The sequence below is a fragment of the Micromonospora sp. WMMD980 genome (genome assembly GCF_029626035.1).
Lineage (GTDB): Bacteria > Actinomycetota > Actinomycetes > Mycobacteriales > Micromonosporaceae > Micromonospora.
Window position 1 is genome coordinate 972,279 of the sequence record NZ_JARUBE010000003.1, and the last position, 16,672, is coordinate 988,950.

Consider the following 16,672-nt stretch of genomic DNA (forward strand, 5'->3'; position numbering starts at 1 on the left):
CGGTCACCACCGGCGGATCCCGTCCCACTCGGCGGCGAACGCCGCACCGTCCGCCGCGTCCAGCACCACCAGGCCCGTCCCGGCAGCCACCGTCGGCGCGCTCGCGCCGAACATCCCCACCACCACCGACGGGTACGCGCCGCGCAGCGCGCCCACGTGCCCCAGCTCCCCGGCGGCGCCCGGCCCGGTCAGGAAGACGAGCGTGTCCCCGAGGCGCTCCTGGCGCAGCCGGCTCGTCGCCGCCGACAGCACCTCCGCCCCGCCGCCGGTCAGCTCCACCGCGGCGAGCCGGTCCAACGGCCCCGCCGCCCCGGCCGGCTCGGCCTCGGCCGGCGCGACCAGCAGCAGGTGCACCGGCAGGTCCTCCCGCACCGCCGCGGTTACCACCGACGCCGCCGCCTCGCACGCCGACTCGAACGACTCCGCCACCCCGGCCAGGCGCGCCGGGTGCGCGGCCCCACGATTGTCCAGGACCACCACCAGACGCGGCAGACTGGTGTCCACGTTCTCCCGCACCATCAGCTCACCCACCCGGGCGCTGGTGCGCCAGTGCACCCGGCGCAGCTCGTCGCCGACCACGTACTCGCGCAGCGAGTCGAACGTGATCGAGCCGTGCGGCACGCTGTCGACGCGCCCGTCCAGGCTGCGCCCGGCGCCGGTGGGCACCGCGGACAGCGGGTGGATGCGCGGGTGCACCCACACTCCGACCGTCCCGCCGTAGCCGCGGGTCAGCGCCATCAGGCCGAGCGGGTCGCGGCGGACCACCCGCAGCGGGCCGACCGGCACCACCCCGCGCCGCCGCGTCGGCACCGGGTAACGCACCCGGGTGTCGCGGCCCGGACGCAGCCGCAGCAGCGGCACCGGCACCGGCTCGCCCGCGCAGCGATCCTCGGCCAGGAGGTTCGCCGCCCGCAGCCGGCCGGTGTTGCGCACGGTCAACTCCATCGCCGCCGGCTCGCCCCGGGCCACCCGGTCCGGGTCGGCGTGCCGCTCGACGCTCAACCGGGGACGCCAGGCGGCGGTCACCACGGCGTAGCCGACGGCCACGGCGGCCGCCGCGCCGAGCACGGTCAGCTCCGGGTACGCGTACCGGAAGCCCACCCCGAGCAGCACCACGGCGGCGACGAGCAACCCGACCCCACGGGCGGTGATCCCCACGCTCAGCCGTGCACCGGCGCGGGCTGACCCGACGGCAGCGGCACCGGCACCGAGGCGACCGCCTGGCGCAGCACCTCGGCCGGCGTCACACCGCGCACCTGCGCGTCCGGGGTGAGCAGCAGCCGGTGCGCGAAGACCGGTTCGACGAGCGCCTTCAGGTCCTCCGGCATGATCCAGCCCCGCCCGTCGATCAGCGCGTACGCGCACGCCGCGCGGGTCAACGCGATCACCCCGCGCGGGCTCACCCCGACCCGCACCTGCGGGTGGGTACGCGTGGCGGCCGCCAGCCGCACCGCGTAGGCGTACAGCGGCTCGGCGATGTGCACCCGCCGGGCCATCTTCACCATCTCGCCGACCGTGGCGGTGTCGGTGACCGCGGTCAGCGAGTCGGGGGAGCGGACCGTGGCGCCGCGCAGCACCTCCACCTCGACCGCCTCGTCCGGGTAGCCGACGGAGAGCTTCACCAGGAACCGGTCGAGCTGCGCCTCGGGCAGCCGGTAGGTGCCGTCCATCTCCACCGGGTTCTGCGTGGCCACCACCAGGAACGGCTGCGGCACCGGGTGGCGGACGCCGTCCACGGTGACCGTCCGCTCCTCCATCACCTCCAGCAGCGCCGACTGGGTCTTCGGCGAGGCCCGGTTGATCTCGTCGGCGATCACGATGTTGGCGAACACCGGCCCCGGGTGGAACTCGAACCCGCGGCTGGCCTGGTTGAAGATGGTCACCCCGGAGACGTCGGAGGGCAGCAGGTCCGGGGTGAACTGGATGCGCCGCCACTCGCCCTTGACGGTCGCCGCGACCGCCCGCGCGAGCGTGGTCTTGCCGACCCCGGGCACGTCCTCCAGCAGCACGTGGCCCTGGGCGAACAGCGCGGTCAACGCCAGCCGCACCACCTGCGGCTTGCCCAGCACGACCGCGTTGACGTTGTCGGCGAGCCGGGCGGCCAGGGCGGCGAAGCCCTGCACCTCCGGCTGGCTCAGCGGTTCGTGCGTGTTCACGGGTGCCCTTCCCACAGATGTCGCGGTCAGCAGGTGGGCAGCAGGTTGATGTTGTCGCCGCCCTCCAGGTTGAGCCAGGCCCACGGGATGTAGTCGCGGCCCTTGCTGTGGTCCACGCGCACCCACCAGGTGCTGCGCTTGTCGTTGTTGTAGATGTAGGCGTAAACCTCTTCACCCGACTTCTTGCAGTAGGCCCTGAGCCGGGCGCCGTTGCGCTCCCAGCCCGCCTGCCTGCTGTTGTCCTGCTGGGTGACCTCGAAGATCTCGTTGCCGTTGCGCTCGCCCGGCACGTCCCGCGAGCAGTAGGTCGCCTCGGCGCCGGAGGAGCCGTTGCGGCAGGTCGCGATCCCGTACAGCGCGTCGGTGGTCTGGCCCCGGGTCGCCGTGTTCTTGCCGGCCGCGTTGCTCGCGGTCAGCGTGACCGTGTAGGCGGTGCCCGGCGTCAGCCCGGTCACCCGCAGGCTGGAGCAGCTCCCGCTGGCGGTCTTGCCGCCGGTGGCGGCCGTGCAGGTGGCCCGCCCACCGCCGGCGTCGACGGTGAACGTCACCGTGACCGAGGTGGCGTCCGCCGACGAGCCGGTCACCGTGATCCGGGGCGCGGCCACCGTGCGGGCGGTGGTGCTGGCCTCCGCGCCGGCGCCGGCCTCGTTGACCGCCTTGACCTTCACCGTGACGTTCTGCCCGTCGCCGAGCCCGCCCACTGTCGCCTGCGCGTCGGTCACCTCGACGGTCTTCCCACCGGCCTCCACCACGTACTTCGTCACCGGGCGGCCGTTCTCCACCGCCGGCGACCACTGCACCGCGACGGTGCCGGGCCGGTCGGCCACGGTGGACGCGCGCAGCTCGGCCGGCGCGTCCGGCGCCGCGAACGGCACCACCGTGTCGCTCACCGGGGACGCCTTCGACCCGGCGCCCTTCTCGCTGACCGCGGTCACCGTGAACGCGTACTGGGTGCCGTACTCCAACTGGCCGGCCGGCACGACCAGCTCGGTCTTGGGCGACTCGCCGGCCGGGGCGCTCGCGCCGGCCGAGGTGGCGGTCACCGCGTACCGGGCGACCTTGTTGCCCTGGCCGTTGGCCTCCGGCCAGCTCACCCGGACCGTGCCGTCGGGCCGTGCCTCGGCGGTCACCGACGTCGGCGGGTCGGGCACCTCGGCGGTCGGCACGACCGGGTTGCTGCGGCGCGCCGGGCCGTCGCCCCTGGCGTTCACCGCGTGCACCGCGAACGTGTACGTCTCACCGTTGGTCAGGCCGGTGATCTCCAGCGCGCGCTGGTTGGCGCCCACCTGGTGGGTCTGGCCGCCGCCCTCCACCACGTAGCGGATGATCTCGGCGCCGTTCGACGCGGCCGGCTGCCAGCTCACCCGGGCCGAGGCGTTGCCGGCGGCGGCGCGGACCGACTTCGGCGCGCCCGGCTCGCTCACCTTCGGCTTCTTCGGCGGAGGCGGCGGCGGGGGAGCCGGCGGCGGGTCGCCACCGAGCACGTCGTTGGCGTACTTGTTGACCTCACGGACCCGGTTCCGGTCGTCGACCACCTGCGCGGTGGACGAGTCCGGCGGGTTGATGAACAGGTGGTTCTCGCGAACCTCCAGCTCCACCGGGCCGGGCCGGCCGGAGCCCTTGATGGTCTCGACGAGCTGCCCGCCGGCGTCGAACGAGTAGACCGTGCCGGTGTCCTCGTCGGCGCAGTAGAACCGCCCCGCCCAGGCCACCGCCGGGCTGAGCCGCACGCCGGCCCCGGGCACCGTGAACCTCTTCACCTCGGCCCCGTCGCGGACCACGTGCACCGACCGGTCGCCCGACACGGTGACCGGCACCTGCGGGCCGCTGGTGCGCGCCGGCAGGTTGCCGGGAGCGACAATGGACAGGCTCGCTCGCCGTGTCTCGCCGCCGGTGACCGTCACCAGCGACGCCGACGTGCGGTCGAGCACCGCCACGCCCTCGTCCAGCGTGGACACCACCAGCTCGTGCGCCGGCTCCGCCACGTCGTACGTCTCGACGCGCTTCGGACTGAGCCCGGCGGGCGGCGCGTCACCCGGCGTGGCCGGCAGGTCGGCGGCGGTGACCGCCGAGACGGTGCCCTCGCTCGGCACCGCGACCCACAGCTTGCCCTCGCCGTCGAACGTCCCGCCCGCGATGCCCGGCGGGTATCGCACCGGCTCGCCCACCGGCGTCAACGCCCGCGGGTCGAGTTGCCGCACGATGCCCTGCACCGCGTCCACCACGAACGCCGCGTCGTCGTGCAGCGCGACGCTGACGCCCAGCCCCGGCGCGGTCGGTGTGGTCGCGGTGATCTGCAACGTCGCCAGGTCCAGCGAGCTGACCTGCCCGGTGTTGAGGTCCCGCAGGATCAGCAGCCGGTCGGTCTGGGCCACCTGCATCTGGTGCCGCCGGCCGCCGGGCACCTCCATCCGGGTGTCCACCCGTGCGGTGATGCCGTTGACCCGGGCCAGCTCGCTGCGGGTGGTGCTGAACAGCCAGGACGAGGAGTCGAAGGTGGCCACCGCGTTGTCGGCGGCACCGAGCCCGAGCACCGTCAACCCCATCGCCGCCAGCAACGCGCCCACGGTGCCGATGGTCACCAGCCCGCCACGCAACCGCTTCCGGGGGCGGGCCGTCTCCGGCCCGGCGGTGCTCGTGACGTCCTCGATGGTGGTCACAGCCGGCTGCCTTCCCGCGTCGGTGGAGGAGGCGCCGCACCTGGCCGACCCTCCCCAGAGCCGGGAGCCATCATAGGTGCCGGCCGGGGCCGGTGAAACCCGCACCGTCCCCCTGTGGACACCGAGCGTGTCCTCGCCGACCGGTCAGTTCGGCGTGCCGCCGCCCTCCCGGTCCGTGCACGCCTGGCCCGAGGTCGCGTACGTGTCGGTCGAGTAGACCGCCAGCACCGTGAAGCAGTAGTCGAGCTTCGCCTTCAACCCGTTCACCGTGTAGCGGGTCTGCCCGGCGTCCACGGTGGCCATCACCCCGAGCTTCTGCCCGGCCCGGCCACCGGCCACCACGAACGGCACGCCACCGTTCGTCGGGTCGGTCCAGGTCACCGTGATCGTCGTGGTGTCGTCGCGCAACCGCAGGTCACCCGGGGGCGGTCCGGTCACCTTCGGCTTCACCGCGGTGGGCGCCGGCGCCGGCGGCGCGGCGTCCCGGTTCAACCACACCGCGCCCCCGACGACCGCGGCCACCACCGCCAGCACCGCGCCGCCGACCACCAGGGCCAGCACCGTCCGGTTGCGGCCGCCCGACTCCCGCTCCGCCGTGTCCGGGTACGCGGCGGGCTGGTGGAACGCCTGCGGCACCGCCGGCCAGGAACCCTGCTCCGGATACGCCGCCGGTTCCGGCCGCGTCGACTCGGGAAAGTCCAGCAACCCGTCGTAGACCGGCAGCGGTCCTCCCTCGACCGGCGGATCCTGCGCGACGCCTCCGTCCCTCCCGACGCCGCCGTCGCCGGCGCTCCCCGGCTCCTCGACCGGACCGGGGGCGTAGGCGTCCGCCGCCGGGTCGGGCCCAGCCCCGGCGGGCCCGTCCACCGGCTGTGGCGGGGCCACGCTGCTCCACGGCGGCGCGGTCAACCCCCACGGAGGTACCGGCGTGCCGCTGACCGGCGCGGCAGGTGGCCCACTGACCGGCGGTGGTGGGTGGCCGCTGACCGGCGCGGCGCTGACCGGATACGCGCCGGGCCCACTCACCGCATACCCCGGGGGCCCGCTGACGGGATACGCGGACGGTGCGCCGCCGGTCCCACCCGTGGGGTGTGCGGGCGGCCCGCTCCCGGGGCGCGCGCCTGTCGGCGCGCCGCTGACGGGGGACGGGCCTGCCGCCGGTCCGACGGCGGAGGGTCCGCTCACGGGAGGTGGGTTCGTGGCCGGTCCGCTCGCGGCGGGCCCGCCGACGGGTGGTGCGCCGACGGGTGGTGCGCCGACGGCGCGCGGATCCGTGCGCGGTTCGCTCGGCGCGGTGGGCGGGGACGCGGCGGCGGCCTGCCGCTCCGCCTCCTCACGCAGCAACGAGCCGATCTGCTGCACCTGGATGGTCGGCTTGTCCCACCCGGGACCGGACGCCGCCGCGTCGGGACCGGGATCGCCCGGTTGGGGGCCGGGCGTGCGCCCGGTCCGGGCTACCGGCGGCGCGGATTCCGGCCCGGGACCCGCCGCCGACGGTGCAGCGGTCGGCGGCGCAGGGACCGGCGGGCCCGAGACCGGCGGGCCCGAGACCGGCGGGCCCGAGACCGGCGGGCCCGAGACCGGCGGCGCGGGGGCCGGCGGCGTGGAGACCGGCGGCGTGGAGACCGGCGGAGCGACCGGGACGCCCGGCGGCGGCAGGACCCCACCTGCCGGCGGCCCGGAGACCGGCGCCGGGTGACGGGGCGCCGGCGGCACGGTGGACGGAGGAGGCGGCACCGGCGCGGCGGGCGCCGGGGTCGTCCCGGCCGAGATTGCTGGATCAGCTCCACGGTCGGCTGACGGAGACGGCCGACGAGGCGGCGGGATCACCGGCGCCGGAGGCAGAGGCGGGGACGCGGTGCCCTGGTCGGGTGGTGCGGACAAGCGAGCGGTGGTCTGCCCGGGTGCCGCGGGTAGCCGCCTGGCCGGGTCTCCGGACGGGCTCGGAGGCGGTGCCCACGGATTCTCCGGCCGCTCCGCCGGGGCGGACCGAGCCGGGGGTGACGAGGCGGGAATCACCGGCGGAGGCGGCAGTGGCGTCCGTGCGCTCCGAGTCGCCGACGCGGACCCCGGCCAGGGCGTCCGCGTCGGCGGGGCCCACTCGGCACCGGGCACGGAGGCCGGCGGTGGCGCGGAGGCCGGCGGTGGCGCGGGCCGGGACGGGTGCCCGGGCGCGACCGTCGGCAGTGACACGGTGGGCTCGGACCACGCCGGATCGGGGGAACCGCCGGCAGCGGCGGCGGAGCCGCCGGGCGGGAGGCCGTGACCACCGGTCGCGGCGGCGGAGCCGCCGAGGTAGTGGCGGGCCGCGCGTACCGCCGGGTGGTCCGGGCCCAGCACGGCGGGCCCGGCGGCGGCCACCCGGCCGTAGTTGCGGCGGGCCTCGTGCCGGTTGCCCAGTTCCTCGGCGACGCCGGCGAGGTCGAAGCTGAGGGCGAGCATCAGGGGGTCGGCGTCGCCGCGGCGGCGCTCGCCCGCCGCGTACGCCTCCTCGAGCACCCGACGGGCGGCGGCCGGGTCGTCGGCCTCCCGGTGCAGCCGGGCCAGCAGGTGGCCGGTGGCCAGGACGTCCTGGTGGTCCTCGCCGTACGCCGGTCGGGCCGCCGCGATCGCGTCGGCGAGCAGGCGGCGGGCGCCGGTCAGGTCGCCCGCGGCACGAAGCGCCAGGGCCTGGTGTTGCGCGGCGGTCAACGGGGAGGGGTGGGACACGTGGGCAATGCTGCCCGGACTCGCCTGTTCCGCGCTACCCGCCCGGATCGGCAGAGGGTTTGAGCTGCTCAAACATGGCCCGTTGGCGGTGATGTGCATGATCGTTCCGGGCCGTGTACAGTAATCCCCCGTGCGGCCCCCCGGGTCGACCGAGGCGGTGAGGCCATCACCACGGTCGATTGGGTAGGCTGAGCGAGCAAGTCCGGGTGGCGGAATGGCAGACGCGCTAGCTTGAGGTGCTAGTGCCCGTATAGGGCGTGGGGGTTCAAGTCCCCCCTCGGACACATCATTACCACATATTGATCATAATCCGCGCAGGTTGACCTGCGCGGATTATTCTGTAGTTGGTGTGCAGTGTTCCTGGTCGCAGACGATGGTGATCTTCTTGCTGCGCAGGAGTGTGACCAGGTCGTGTGGAGCTTGGATCCCGCTGGGGAGGAGGGGATGGTCGGCGAGTCGGGCGATGATGTGGTCTTCCCTGAGGTAGAGGATCTTGCGCCGGGGGTTGGTGGTCTGTTGGGTGCTGGTGCGGCCGTGGCGGCACCGGTAGCCGGGGCGTTGATTGACCCAATGGGATTCCAATCGCCGTCCGCAAGGTCCGCAGCGCAGTAGGCCGGTGAACAGGTAGCGGCGGGTGGTGCCGTCGTGGGCGCTGCGGTGGGAGCGGATGGCCTGGGCGGCGACGAAGTCCTGTTCGCTGACCAGCGCGGTGTGGGCCTGGTGCGTGGAGACCACCCAGTCCTTGGTTGGGTTCCGCCGGAGGGGTTCCCGCTGCGGGCTGCTGGTGTCGGTGTGCGCGGGTTGCCGGTTCCAGACCTGCCTGCCGGTGTAGCGAGGGTTGGCGAGGATCGCCGCGACCGTGCGCAGGGTCCACCAGTTGCCGTTGCGGTGGGGATTGCGGTCGGGATCGACGTTCGATGGGCATGGTGTGCTGGCGTCGTTGAGGGCGCGCGCGATGCTGGCGAGGCTGTGGCCATCCAGGCGTTGCGTGAATATCCACCGCACGTGTGCGGCCGTGGCCGGATCCGGTTCGAGGCTTTGGAGCCGGCGACCCCAGCGGGCGTGGGCGGTGTTCGGATGAGGGCCGGCGTCGACGAGTCGGTAGCCGTAGGGCGGCCGGCCTCCGAGATATCGTCCCTGCTCTCGCGCTTGGGCCCGCATCGCCGTGACGACCCGGAACCGGGCGCGCTGCACCTCACGTTTCGACTGGGCGCCCAGCATCATGATCAGCGCCTGATGGGTCGGGTTTTGGTGATCGACAGGCCCGTGCATCTCGGGCAGCCACAGCTGCACGCCGTGCTGTTCGAGCACGGGCGCCAGGTGCTGCAACTGGTTGGTTGAGAACGCCCGCTCGTACTCGCCGATCACGATCGCGTCGAACCCGCGATCTGGGTCGTCAAGCGCGGCCAGCAGCGCAGCGGCCTGCGGACGCTGCCGCCAACTGCGGCGGCGAGAGCAGCCGATGTCGAAGTACTCGGCGACGATCACACCGTGAGCGGCGACGAGCTCAATAGCGCAGTCCCATTGCCAGTGCCGGGACGTCACTCGGTCCTGGTGCTCGACTGTCGACATCCGGCCGTAGAACGCAAACCGCAGGCCGCGCCGCCGTTGGTGAGGTGGTTGCGGGTCGGCCTGCGGCTGGCTGCTGAGCCATCGAGTCAAGGGAGCGTCCAGATCGTCATGCGGGTTGTCTGACACGCCGATATTCCTACGAAGGATCTTCGCGGTCGGGTCGGACAAGCAGTCCGTGGGCGTTCATCGCGGCAGTCGGGCACCTCGGAGGCGTCGGTCAGTACCACCACCTGCGGCTTCTACGAGGACTCCGCACCGCGACGGCCTTGGTTAGTACTCCAACGTCACTTCGCCTGTCTGCGCTGGTAGTGGGCACGTCGGGCTCGGGCTTGGGATGTTCGTCGCCAGATCGACCAGTGCAGGGTGTGCGCGGGTGGGAGCGTCACGGCGAGAACGAAGGCGTTGAGGAGTCGGCGGATCTCGGCGACGGTCAGCGCGATGATCTCCGGGTCGGTGTCGGGCTGCTGGGCGGCGATGATGGTCAGGACGGCCAGGGCGAGCATGGCCAGGGTGATGAATCGGTGCCACCCGGCCCAGCCGCGGACCTGGTAGTGGTCGAGGCCGACTTGGCCTTTGCCGGTCTGGAACAGCTCTTCGATGCTCCAGCGGGAGCCGGCCATGGTGACGAGGGTGTGCAGCGGGACGGGGCGGGGTGACCAGCACAGGTAGAAGGCCAACTCACCGGTGGTGCGGTTGCGGCGGATCAGCAGCCACCGGTGCTCGACGGGGCTGGTGGCGGTGGTGATCCAGGCCCACAGGTAGTCGCGGGGACCTTTCGCTCCCGGCCCGCAACTATGCAGTTGCCACTCGGCGGTGGGGATCCGGTCGGCGAGGTCGTCGACGCGGATCAGGGTGCGACCGTCGTTGATGTGCACGCGTCGGTCGCAGCCGACGGCCAGAACGTAGCCGATCCCGCGGTGTTCGAGGTCAGCGCGTAGGCCGGGATCGGCGCCGTAGACCTCGTCGCCGGTCACCCACCCGAACGGGACTCCGGCATCCAGCGCGGCGGCGATCATCTGCCGGGCGAGGGCAGGCTTCGTGGCGAACCCGACCTGGTCGGGGACGCCGGCGGCGGCGAGGCGGTCGGGCTGCTGACACCAGGTCGTCTCGGGCAGGTAGAGCCGACGGTCGATCATCGCCCGCCCCTCGGGCGAGACGTAGGCCAGGAACACCCCGACCTGGCTGTTCTCGACACGTCCGGCGGTGCCGGTGTACTGCCGCTGGACCCCGACCGAGCACAGACCCTTCTTCAGGAACCCGGTCTCGTCGCAGGCCAGCACCGCGTCGGGGTGCCCGAGCTGCTCGATCAGCCAGGCCCGAACGTCGTCGCGGACGCCATCGGCGTCCCACACCGCCGTGCGAAGCAGCCGCTGCATCGCCTGTGGATCCTCGTGACCCGCCCGTTCCGCAAGCGACCAGCAGGTCTTGCGTTCCACGCCCGACAACAGCCCTTCCACGAACTGCCCGGCGGTCCGACGGGGCTCCGCCCGCACGAACCGGCCAGCGACACGCGCCACCGCCTCGTCCAGGACGACCCGCCACCCGGCGGGGTCTACGCTGTGGCACGCGGCCACCGCACGATCTTCGATTGTCCTCACAAACCATCGATGATCAACGCGGTGGCCGTCTTCATGCCCGCGCCACGCCCAACGCCAAAGCCAAGTGACGTTGGAGTATTAGGGTGATGACACAAAGGCCTTTGATCGTCTGACATCGATAGTCGAGTTCGATTTGAGGTACGCTGCTGGCTCGGTGGATTCATCTACGCCTCTCGCGCGGCCGGTGAGAGGCGTGGCGTTGCTCATCAGGGGAGGAAGCTCTTGTCTGGTCATCCCATGCGTCGCCGGCTCGCCACGGCGGCGGCTATCGTGCTCGGCTCGGCGGCTTGTCTGGTCGCCACTCCCGCGCAGGCCTCATCCGGGACCCTGTATGTCGGCCCATCGCCGTCGTACGGGTTCTACAACCAGAATGACTCGTCGGATCTACTGCGCGTGCTGGCCAATCCGACCGGGGCAGTGCCCAGCGGCAAGTGCCTGGACATGTGGTACGACTGGAGCCGCGAGGGCGGTCACTTCGACGCGCGTATGGCACGGTCCTGCCGACCGGCCTCTCAGCGCGACAGTGGTAACACGTACGAGTCCACGAACGTGTTCGGCTTCAACAAGCTGTTCAGTTGCTATGGCAACAATAACGCGACCACCAGCGGCACTTGCGAGATAGCGATCGGCGTACCATCTGAGGTCATCGTGAGCATTCCGAACAAGTGCACCCGCTCGTGGTGGCTCACCTCCACTGGCTCGTACCTGTACGACGGGGGCGGCTCGGTCACTTCTTGCACGTCCTGATTTCGTATGAAGGGAGCACACGACCAATGGTTAAGCGCCGCCGGAACGTTGCCGTTGCAACCGCCGTCGCCATCGCCGCGCTGGCCGGCTGTGCCCAGCCCGGGATGCCTGCCGCCGCGCCCGTCGGCGTCGATGCCCCGGCCATGTTGTCCGCTGTGATCGACCAGGTATATGGAACGCCGCAACAGCGTCTGGCCGGCGAGGAGCGGATGTGGCTCACGAGCCAGTCCGCGATCGCCGCCTGCGCCCGGACCAAGGGCGTCGTGTATGGCGTCACCCCCTATCAGCCGATGAGCCCGCCTACCGACCCTGCCCCCGGTGATCTGCTCGGATTTGCGCCCCACCGCGTCGATTTCGGGGTCGCCGCCCGTATCGAGATGCTGGCCAAGCGAGGTGAAACCCCCAACCCGGGTTTGCCTGCCGCCTCGGATGACCAAGCTCGCTGGTTCACTGCTGTCGAGTCCTGCCAGAACGCCGCAACTGAGGGTGAGAAGCTGAGAGTTCCTGACGGGCAGCAGGAACTGGAAGTCGAGCTGGTAGACCTGCTCGGTAGCGTCCAGCAGCAGGTCGCACCGGACCTGACTCGCCAGTACGCCAGCTGCATGAAGTCGGCCGGAATAGACGCCGGTGACCTGTCCGAGGCGTACCTGAAGGTCGAGCAGAAGTTCCCGCCTTTGTCATTTGAGCGTCCGTCGGACCCGACCGCCCTCCCTGAATGGGCCGACGCTGTCGCATTCGAGAAGAAGGTAGCCGCTGCCGACTGGGCCTGCCGTGAATCACGGCTCGATGGAGTCGTCAACGCCGCCGCTAACGACCTGCAGAAGTTCACCGCCACCAACACCGCCCGAATCGCCCAAGTCGCCGACGGCTGGAAGGCGATGCCTAGCCTCGCACAGACGCTACGCGCCACCGTCAAGACCACACCCGCGAAGTGATACTCCAGCCGGGCTTGGTGGGCAACGGACCTGCCAAGCCCGGGCCGGAGTATGGGATGGAACAATCGGAAGTCCGGGAACCTCAGCAGGTGGAAAGATCCTCTACTGTCGCCCTCGGACCAATCGTTGCCGACCCAATCTTCTCGTCGACCGAGTCGGTCTGGGGCCGCTCGCCGGGATCGCCGGCCTTATCTCGAGCCGTGCGCCTCACTGCTGCCCATGCTCACGCACGGTAGTAGGAATGCCAGCTTGAGCCAACCCTGGCCTTACCGTAATCTATGAGCATGTGGACCCAGAAATGGGCCACATGTGACACGAACAAGTGTTCGAATCCCCCCTCGGACACGAACGCGTTTCATTTGTGCACAAGATGACGTAGCGGTGGTCAAGTATGCTTGACCACCGCCGAAGCTCCTACGACACCGGCACCGGCGCTGCCTCTCGGGGCAAGTCCACCGGGGCCAGAGCTGCGACAACCCGTGCCAGCTCCTCTGTCATTCCCGCCGTTGCCCTCCCCGGTCACCAGGCCAGTGCACGTGGTGCTTCTGGTGCACCCGCCGCGGCGATGAGGCGACCCCCGCTTCCGCTTCCCACCCTCGCCGCCACCCGCAGCCGTTTGGCTGTCTACGGGCTGGTCACGCTGAACACGCACGGCCGGATCGCTGATCGGTCGGCGATGAAGGTGTGGTTCCCCTCGTAACGTGGAGGCCAGAGCTTGGGGGATAGAGGTTCATGGCTGAGACGAGACGCCGGTTCGATCCGGAGTTCCGCGCGGGCGCGGTCCGGATTGTGCGGGAGACCGGGAAGTCGATCGCGCAGGTAGCCCTCCCTGTCACGCTGATGTGAGACAGCCCGTCTACCAGGGGATACTCTTCCTGGACGGTCCTGAGGAGAGATCATTAGCATAACGTCGAAGCCCCACGAGAGCCTGGATCCGGACGCCCGGCCCCAGCGGCGGACATTCACCGCAGAGTTCAAGGCGCGGATCCTGGACGAGTACGACGCGGCGCCGGACGCGGCGGCTCGCGGGGCGATTCTGCGCCGGGAACGGTTGTACGGGTCACACATTCTCGACTGGCGCAAGGCCCGAGACGCCGGAGCGTCGGCCGGCTTGACGGACCGGCGGCAATCGGCCGCGCGGGCAGCGAAGAAGGCCGAGAGCGCCGAACTTGCCCGTCTTCAGCGGGAGAACGCCCGCTTGCAGGCCAAGCTGGCCAAGACTGAGACCGCGTTGCAGATCATGGGAAAAGCGCACGCGCTCTTGGAACTGCTCTCCGAGAGCGCGGATTCCGCGCCGATGCCGAACCCGTCCTCGCCGAGGCACAGCAGGCGCTGACCCCGGCGTGGGGCATCGCCGGGGCCTGCCGGCTGACCGGTGTTTCCCGCGCGACGCTCTACCGGCACCGCGTACCACCGCTAATCTCACGGCCGCGGACCGCGCGCAGGCCACCGCCGTCGGCGTTGTCCGAGGCGGAACGTGAGCAGGTGCTGCAACTGCTAAACCGGCCCGAGTACCAAGATCTGGCGCCGGCGCAGGTGTGGGCCCGCGAGCTCGACGAGGGCCGCTGGTGGTGCTCGGAGTCCACGATGTACCGGATCTTGCGGGCTGCCGGGCAGAGCGGCGAACGCCGCAGCCAGGCCAGCCATCCGGCCCGCACCAAACCCGAACTCGTGGCCGACGCGGCGAACCAGGTCTGGTCCTGGGACATCACCAAGCTGCGCGGCCCGCAGAAGGGCGTCTGGTTCCACCTCTACACCGTGATCGACATCTGGTCCCGTTACGTCGTCGGGCACCTGGTCGCCGCGCACGAGGACGGCCAGCTCGCCGAGGCGCTGATCGCTGACGCGGCCGCCCGCGAACGCGTCGATGCCGATCAGTTGACCGTGCACGCCGACCGTGGCGCCGCGATGACCAGCAAGACCGTCACCCAGCTGCTGACCGATCTGAAGATCGGCCGTAGCCACAGCCGTCCGAAGACATCGAACGACAATCCGTACATCGAGGCGAGCTTCAAGACGTTGAAGTACGACCCGACGTTTCCCGAGCGGTTCGGGTCGATCCAGCACGCCCGGCAGCACTGCGAGGCGTTCTACACCTACTACAACCACGAGCACCGGCACTCCGGGGTCGGCCTGCACACCCCGGCATCGGTGCATCACGGCACCGCCGGGCAGATCCGTGAACAGCGGCAACAGACCCTCGACGCGGCCTGGGCAGCGCACCCGCAACGGTTCGGCCGCCGCCGTCCACGCCCGCCCCGCCTCCCGGACCGGGCATGGATCAACAAACCCGACAACAGCGACCCCGAACAGACCACCGCCTCGCCCGTGCCCAACCAACCAGCAGCACAAAGCTAAACAAAATCAAGAAAATGTCTCAGTTGACTTGACAGGCTCCGTAGCGCGTGATCTGGGGATCAACAGCGGCACCCTGGCCAACTGGGTTCAGCAGGATCGTGCCGCTCGTGGCGAAGCCGCTGCCGGGCAGCTGGCCGAGGACGAGCGGGCGGAGCTGGCGCGGTTGCGGCGGGAGAACGCCGAGCTGGCGATGGAGCGTGATGTCCTCAAGCGATCCGTGGTCCTGTGGGTCAAGGAAGCGACGGGCCGGTGAGCGTGGCCGCCTTCATCGTTTCCCAGAGGACCGAGCACGATGTGCCGCACGCGGTGGCCTGCCGGGCGTTGGGGGTGTCCGAGTCGTGGTTCTACAAGTGGCGCGACCGTCGGCCGACGCCTCGCCAGGATCGTCGGACCAGGCTGACGGACGCGGTCCGGCGCGTCTTCGACGCCTCGGGCGGCACCTACGGCAGTCCACGCGTCGGCGACGAGTTACGCGAGCAGGGCTGGCGGGTGTCGGACAACACGATCGCCGAGGTCATGGCTGATCTGGGCCTGGTCGCCAGAGCGAAACGGCGCCGGCGTGGGCTGACTCGGCAGGGCAAGCGGCCAGCCGCCCCGGACCTGGTCAAGCGTCAGTTCACCGCATCCGCGCCGGACGTGGCCTGGTGCGGCGACATGACCGAGATCGTCACGCAGGAGGGCAAGCTCTACCTCGCCACCGTCATCGACCTGTACTCCCGGCGCATCCTCGGCTACGCCATGGGCGACCGGCACGACGCCGGCCTGGTCGTCGCCGCGTTGAACATGGCCGCGGTCACCCGTGGCGACGACGTCGCCGCAGTGATCTTCCACAGCGACAGGGGCAGCGAATACTGCTCGGCCGACTTCGCCCGGGCGTGCGCCCGCTGGAAGGTACGCCAGTCGATGGGCCGGGTCGGCTCGTGCTTCGACAACGCCGTGGCCGAGGCCACCTTCTCCACCATCAAGGTCGAGTACGTCCACCGCCACCAGTTCCGCACCCGTACCGAGGCCCGGCTGAAGATCGCCACCTGGATCACCGACTTCTACAACCGGCGCCGCCGCCACTCCGTCTGCGACGGACGCTCACCGATCGACTACGAACGATCAACCATCCGCGTCCTGGAAAACCAGGCCGCATAACCGAGTCCTCCACGATTCCAGGGGATTGACAGTGGCGCCGCGGTACTCACCGCCCACGGCGTTGATGTTGAGACCAACGTGCTTCCCGACGAGACACTCACCGTCCTCGGTCCTTGGCTCACCGCCACCCGGCGCCGCCGCCCCTACCTGACTTTGGCCTACGCCCTTGACGGCCAGGACAGCTACCCAGCTGACGAGCAGCCTATCGCCGACCTGCGCGGCGGGGCGGACCTTGTACTGAGTGACGGCATCCCCGAGGAGGGCATGCCCGGGGGCCATGCCAACGCGCACTTCGCGCTCGGATGCTGGCCCGTACCCTCGCCGACGGATGCGGGCCGGAGCTGGCCCGCATCCGCAGGATCGTCCCGTTCGCCTGCCCCAACTCCGGGTCCGACCTGGCCCTGCTGCTTCGCCGGAGCGGCCTGTGGCGACACCCCCCAGGAACGCGAACTGCGACCGCTCGACCGGGCCATCCCCGACGCGCACCGGATCGCCGTCAACCAGATCGTCCACGCCACCGCGGTCACGGCTGCCACCTGCCCGATCCCGATCGTCGCGTACGCCGGCGAACGCGACGGAGTCGTGACACCCGGCTCGGCGAGGAGCGTCCTCCCCGACGTGGGCGTGCTGCCCGGCGACCACTTCTCGATCATCAAGCCGGATTCGCACAGGCACCGGTCCTACGTGGCCTGAAACGCCACCTGACGCAAGCCCTCGCGGTGACCGGGGTTCCGGCGCCGCGACCGTCCGGCGACCGGCGTTCCCCGACGGCGCTGTCGGCCCCCGTCACCGCCGAC

14 protein-coding genes, 1 tRNA gene and 1 pseudogene are annotated in these 16,672 nt (G+C 71.2%); 9 read left to right on the plus strand and 7 right to left on the minus strand.

Annotated elements, in window-relative coordinates; all coding sequences use genetic code 11:
- Nucleotides 1–3 precede the first annotated feature (3 nt).
- The 5 genes and pseudogenes from O7618_RS05045 to O7618_RS05065 all read right to left on the minus strand — a co-directional run.
- On the minus strand, nt 4–1,158 hold the full coding sequence (locus tag O7618_RS05045; RefSeq protein WP_278104778.1) for a DUF58 domain-containing protein: 1,155 nt from the start codon (nt 1,156–1,158) through the stop codon (nt 4–6).
- 2 nt (nt 1,159–1,160) lie between these two features.
- Entirely contained in the window at nt 1,161–2,156 is a 996-nt protein-coding gene (locus O7618_RS05050; RefSeq protein ID WP_181569257.1) for a MoxR family ATPase, read from the minus strand.
- Between the two features lie 26 nt (nt 2,157–2,182).
- The gene (locus O7618_RS05055; protein ID WP_278104779.1) at nt 2,183–4,816 is read right to left on the minus strand and encodes a fibronectin type III domain-containing protein; all 2,634 of its coding nucleotides are present in this window, start codon (nt 4,814–4,816) and stop codon (nt 2,183–2,185) included.
- A gap of 144 nt (nt 4,817–4,960) precedes the next feature.
- Complete coding sequence (locus O7618_RS05060) at nt 4,961–5,842, minus strand: fibronectin type III domain-containing protein (RefSeq protein ID WP_278109922.1); 882 nt, start codon at nt 5,840–5,842, stop codon at nt 4,961–4,963.
- A 1,266-nt stretch (nt 5,843–7,108) separates the two neighbouring features.
- Nucleotides 7,109–7,525, minus strand: a pseudogene (locus O7618_RS05065) (tetratricopeptide repeat protein); the annotation flags it as partial.
- A 200-nt stretch (nt 7,526–7,725) separates the two neighbouring features.
- On the opposite strand from O7618_RS05065, the gene O7618_RS05070 reads away from it, so the two are divergent.
- Nucleotides 7,726–7,809: transfer RNA gene (locus O7618_RS05070), tRNA-Leu, on the plus strand.
- Nucleotides 7,810–7,858: 49 nt separating this feature from the next.
- Here the strand turns inward: O7618_RS05070 and O7618_RS05075 are convergent.
- Entirely contained in the window at nt 7,859–9,223 is a 1,365-nt protein-coding gene (locus O7618_RS05075; RefSeq protein WP_278104780.1) for a recombinase family protein, read from the minus strand.
- 158 nt (nt 9,224–9,381) lie between these two features.
- Nucleotides 9,382–10,614: an IS701 family transposase gene (locus O7618_RS05080; RefSeq protein WP_278104781.1), complete on the minus strand. Its 1,233-nt coding sequence runs from the start codon at nt 10,612–10,614 to the stop codon at nt 9,382–9,384.
- A gap of 318 nt (nt 10,615–10,932) precedes the next feature.
- Between O7618_RS05080 and O7618_RS05085 the strand changes: the two genes are divergently transcribed.
- The 8 genes from O7618_RS05085 (at nt 10,933) to O7618_RS05120 (ending at nt 16,568) form a co-directional block, all read left to right on the plus strand.
- Nucleotides 10,933–11,442, plus strand: a complete 510-nt coding sequence (locus tag O7618_RS05085) for a hypothetical protein (RefSeq protein ID WP_278104782.1) — start codon at nt 10,933–10,935, stop codon at nt 11,440–11,442.
- A gap of 26 nt (nt 11,443–11,468) precedes the next feature.
- Nucleotides 11,469–12,377 (plus strand): hypothetical protein, encoded by a 909-nt coding sequence (locus tag O7618_RS05090; RefSeq protein WP_278104783.1) that lies wholly within the window; start codon nt 11,469–11,471, stop codon nt 12,375–12,377.
- Nucleotides 12,378–13,109: 732 nt separating this feature from the next.
- Entirely contained in the window at nt 13,110–13,223 is a 114-nt protein-coding gene (locus tag O7618_RS05095; RefSeq protein WP_278104784.1) for a transposase, read from the plus strand.
- A 265-nt stretch (nt 13,224–13,488) separates the two neighbouring features.
- A complete protein-coding gene (locus O7618_RS05100) occupies nt 13,489–13,713 on the plus strand; it encodes a hypothetical protein (RefSeq protein WP_278104785.1) in 225 nt (74 codons plus the stop codon).
- Between the two features lie 32 nt (nt 13,714–13,745).
- A complete protein-coding gene (locus tag O7618_RS05105; RefSeq protein ID WP_278109923.1) occupies nt 13,746–14,735 on the plus strand; it encodes an IS3 family transposase in 990 nt (329 codons plus the stop codon).
- Nucleotides 14,736–14,763: 28 nt separating this feature from the next.
- A complete protein-coding gene (locus O7618_RS05110) occupies nt 14,764–14,988 on the plus strand; it encodes a transposase (RefSeq protein WP_278104786.1) in 225 nt (74 codons plus the stop codon).
- Nucleotides 14,985–15,875, plus strand: coding sequence for an IS3 family transposase (locus tag O7618_RS05115; RefSeq protein WP_278104787.1), 891 nt, complete (start codon nt 14,985–14,987; stop codon nt 15,873–15,875). Before O7618_RS05110 ends, O7618_RS05115 begins: the two co-directional genes overlap by 4 nt.
- 78 nt (nt 15,876–15,953) lie before the next feature.
- On the plus strand, nt 15,954–16,568 hold the full coding sequence (locus O7618_RS05120; protein WP_278104788.1) for a hypothetical protein: 615 nt from the start codon (nt 15,954–15,956) through the stop codon (nt 16,566–16,568).
- Nucleotides 16,569–16,672 lie beyond the last annotated feature (104 nt).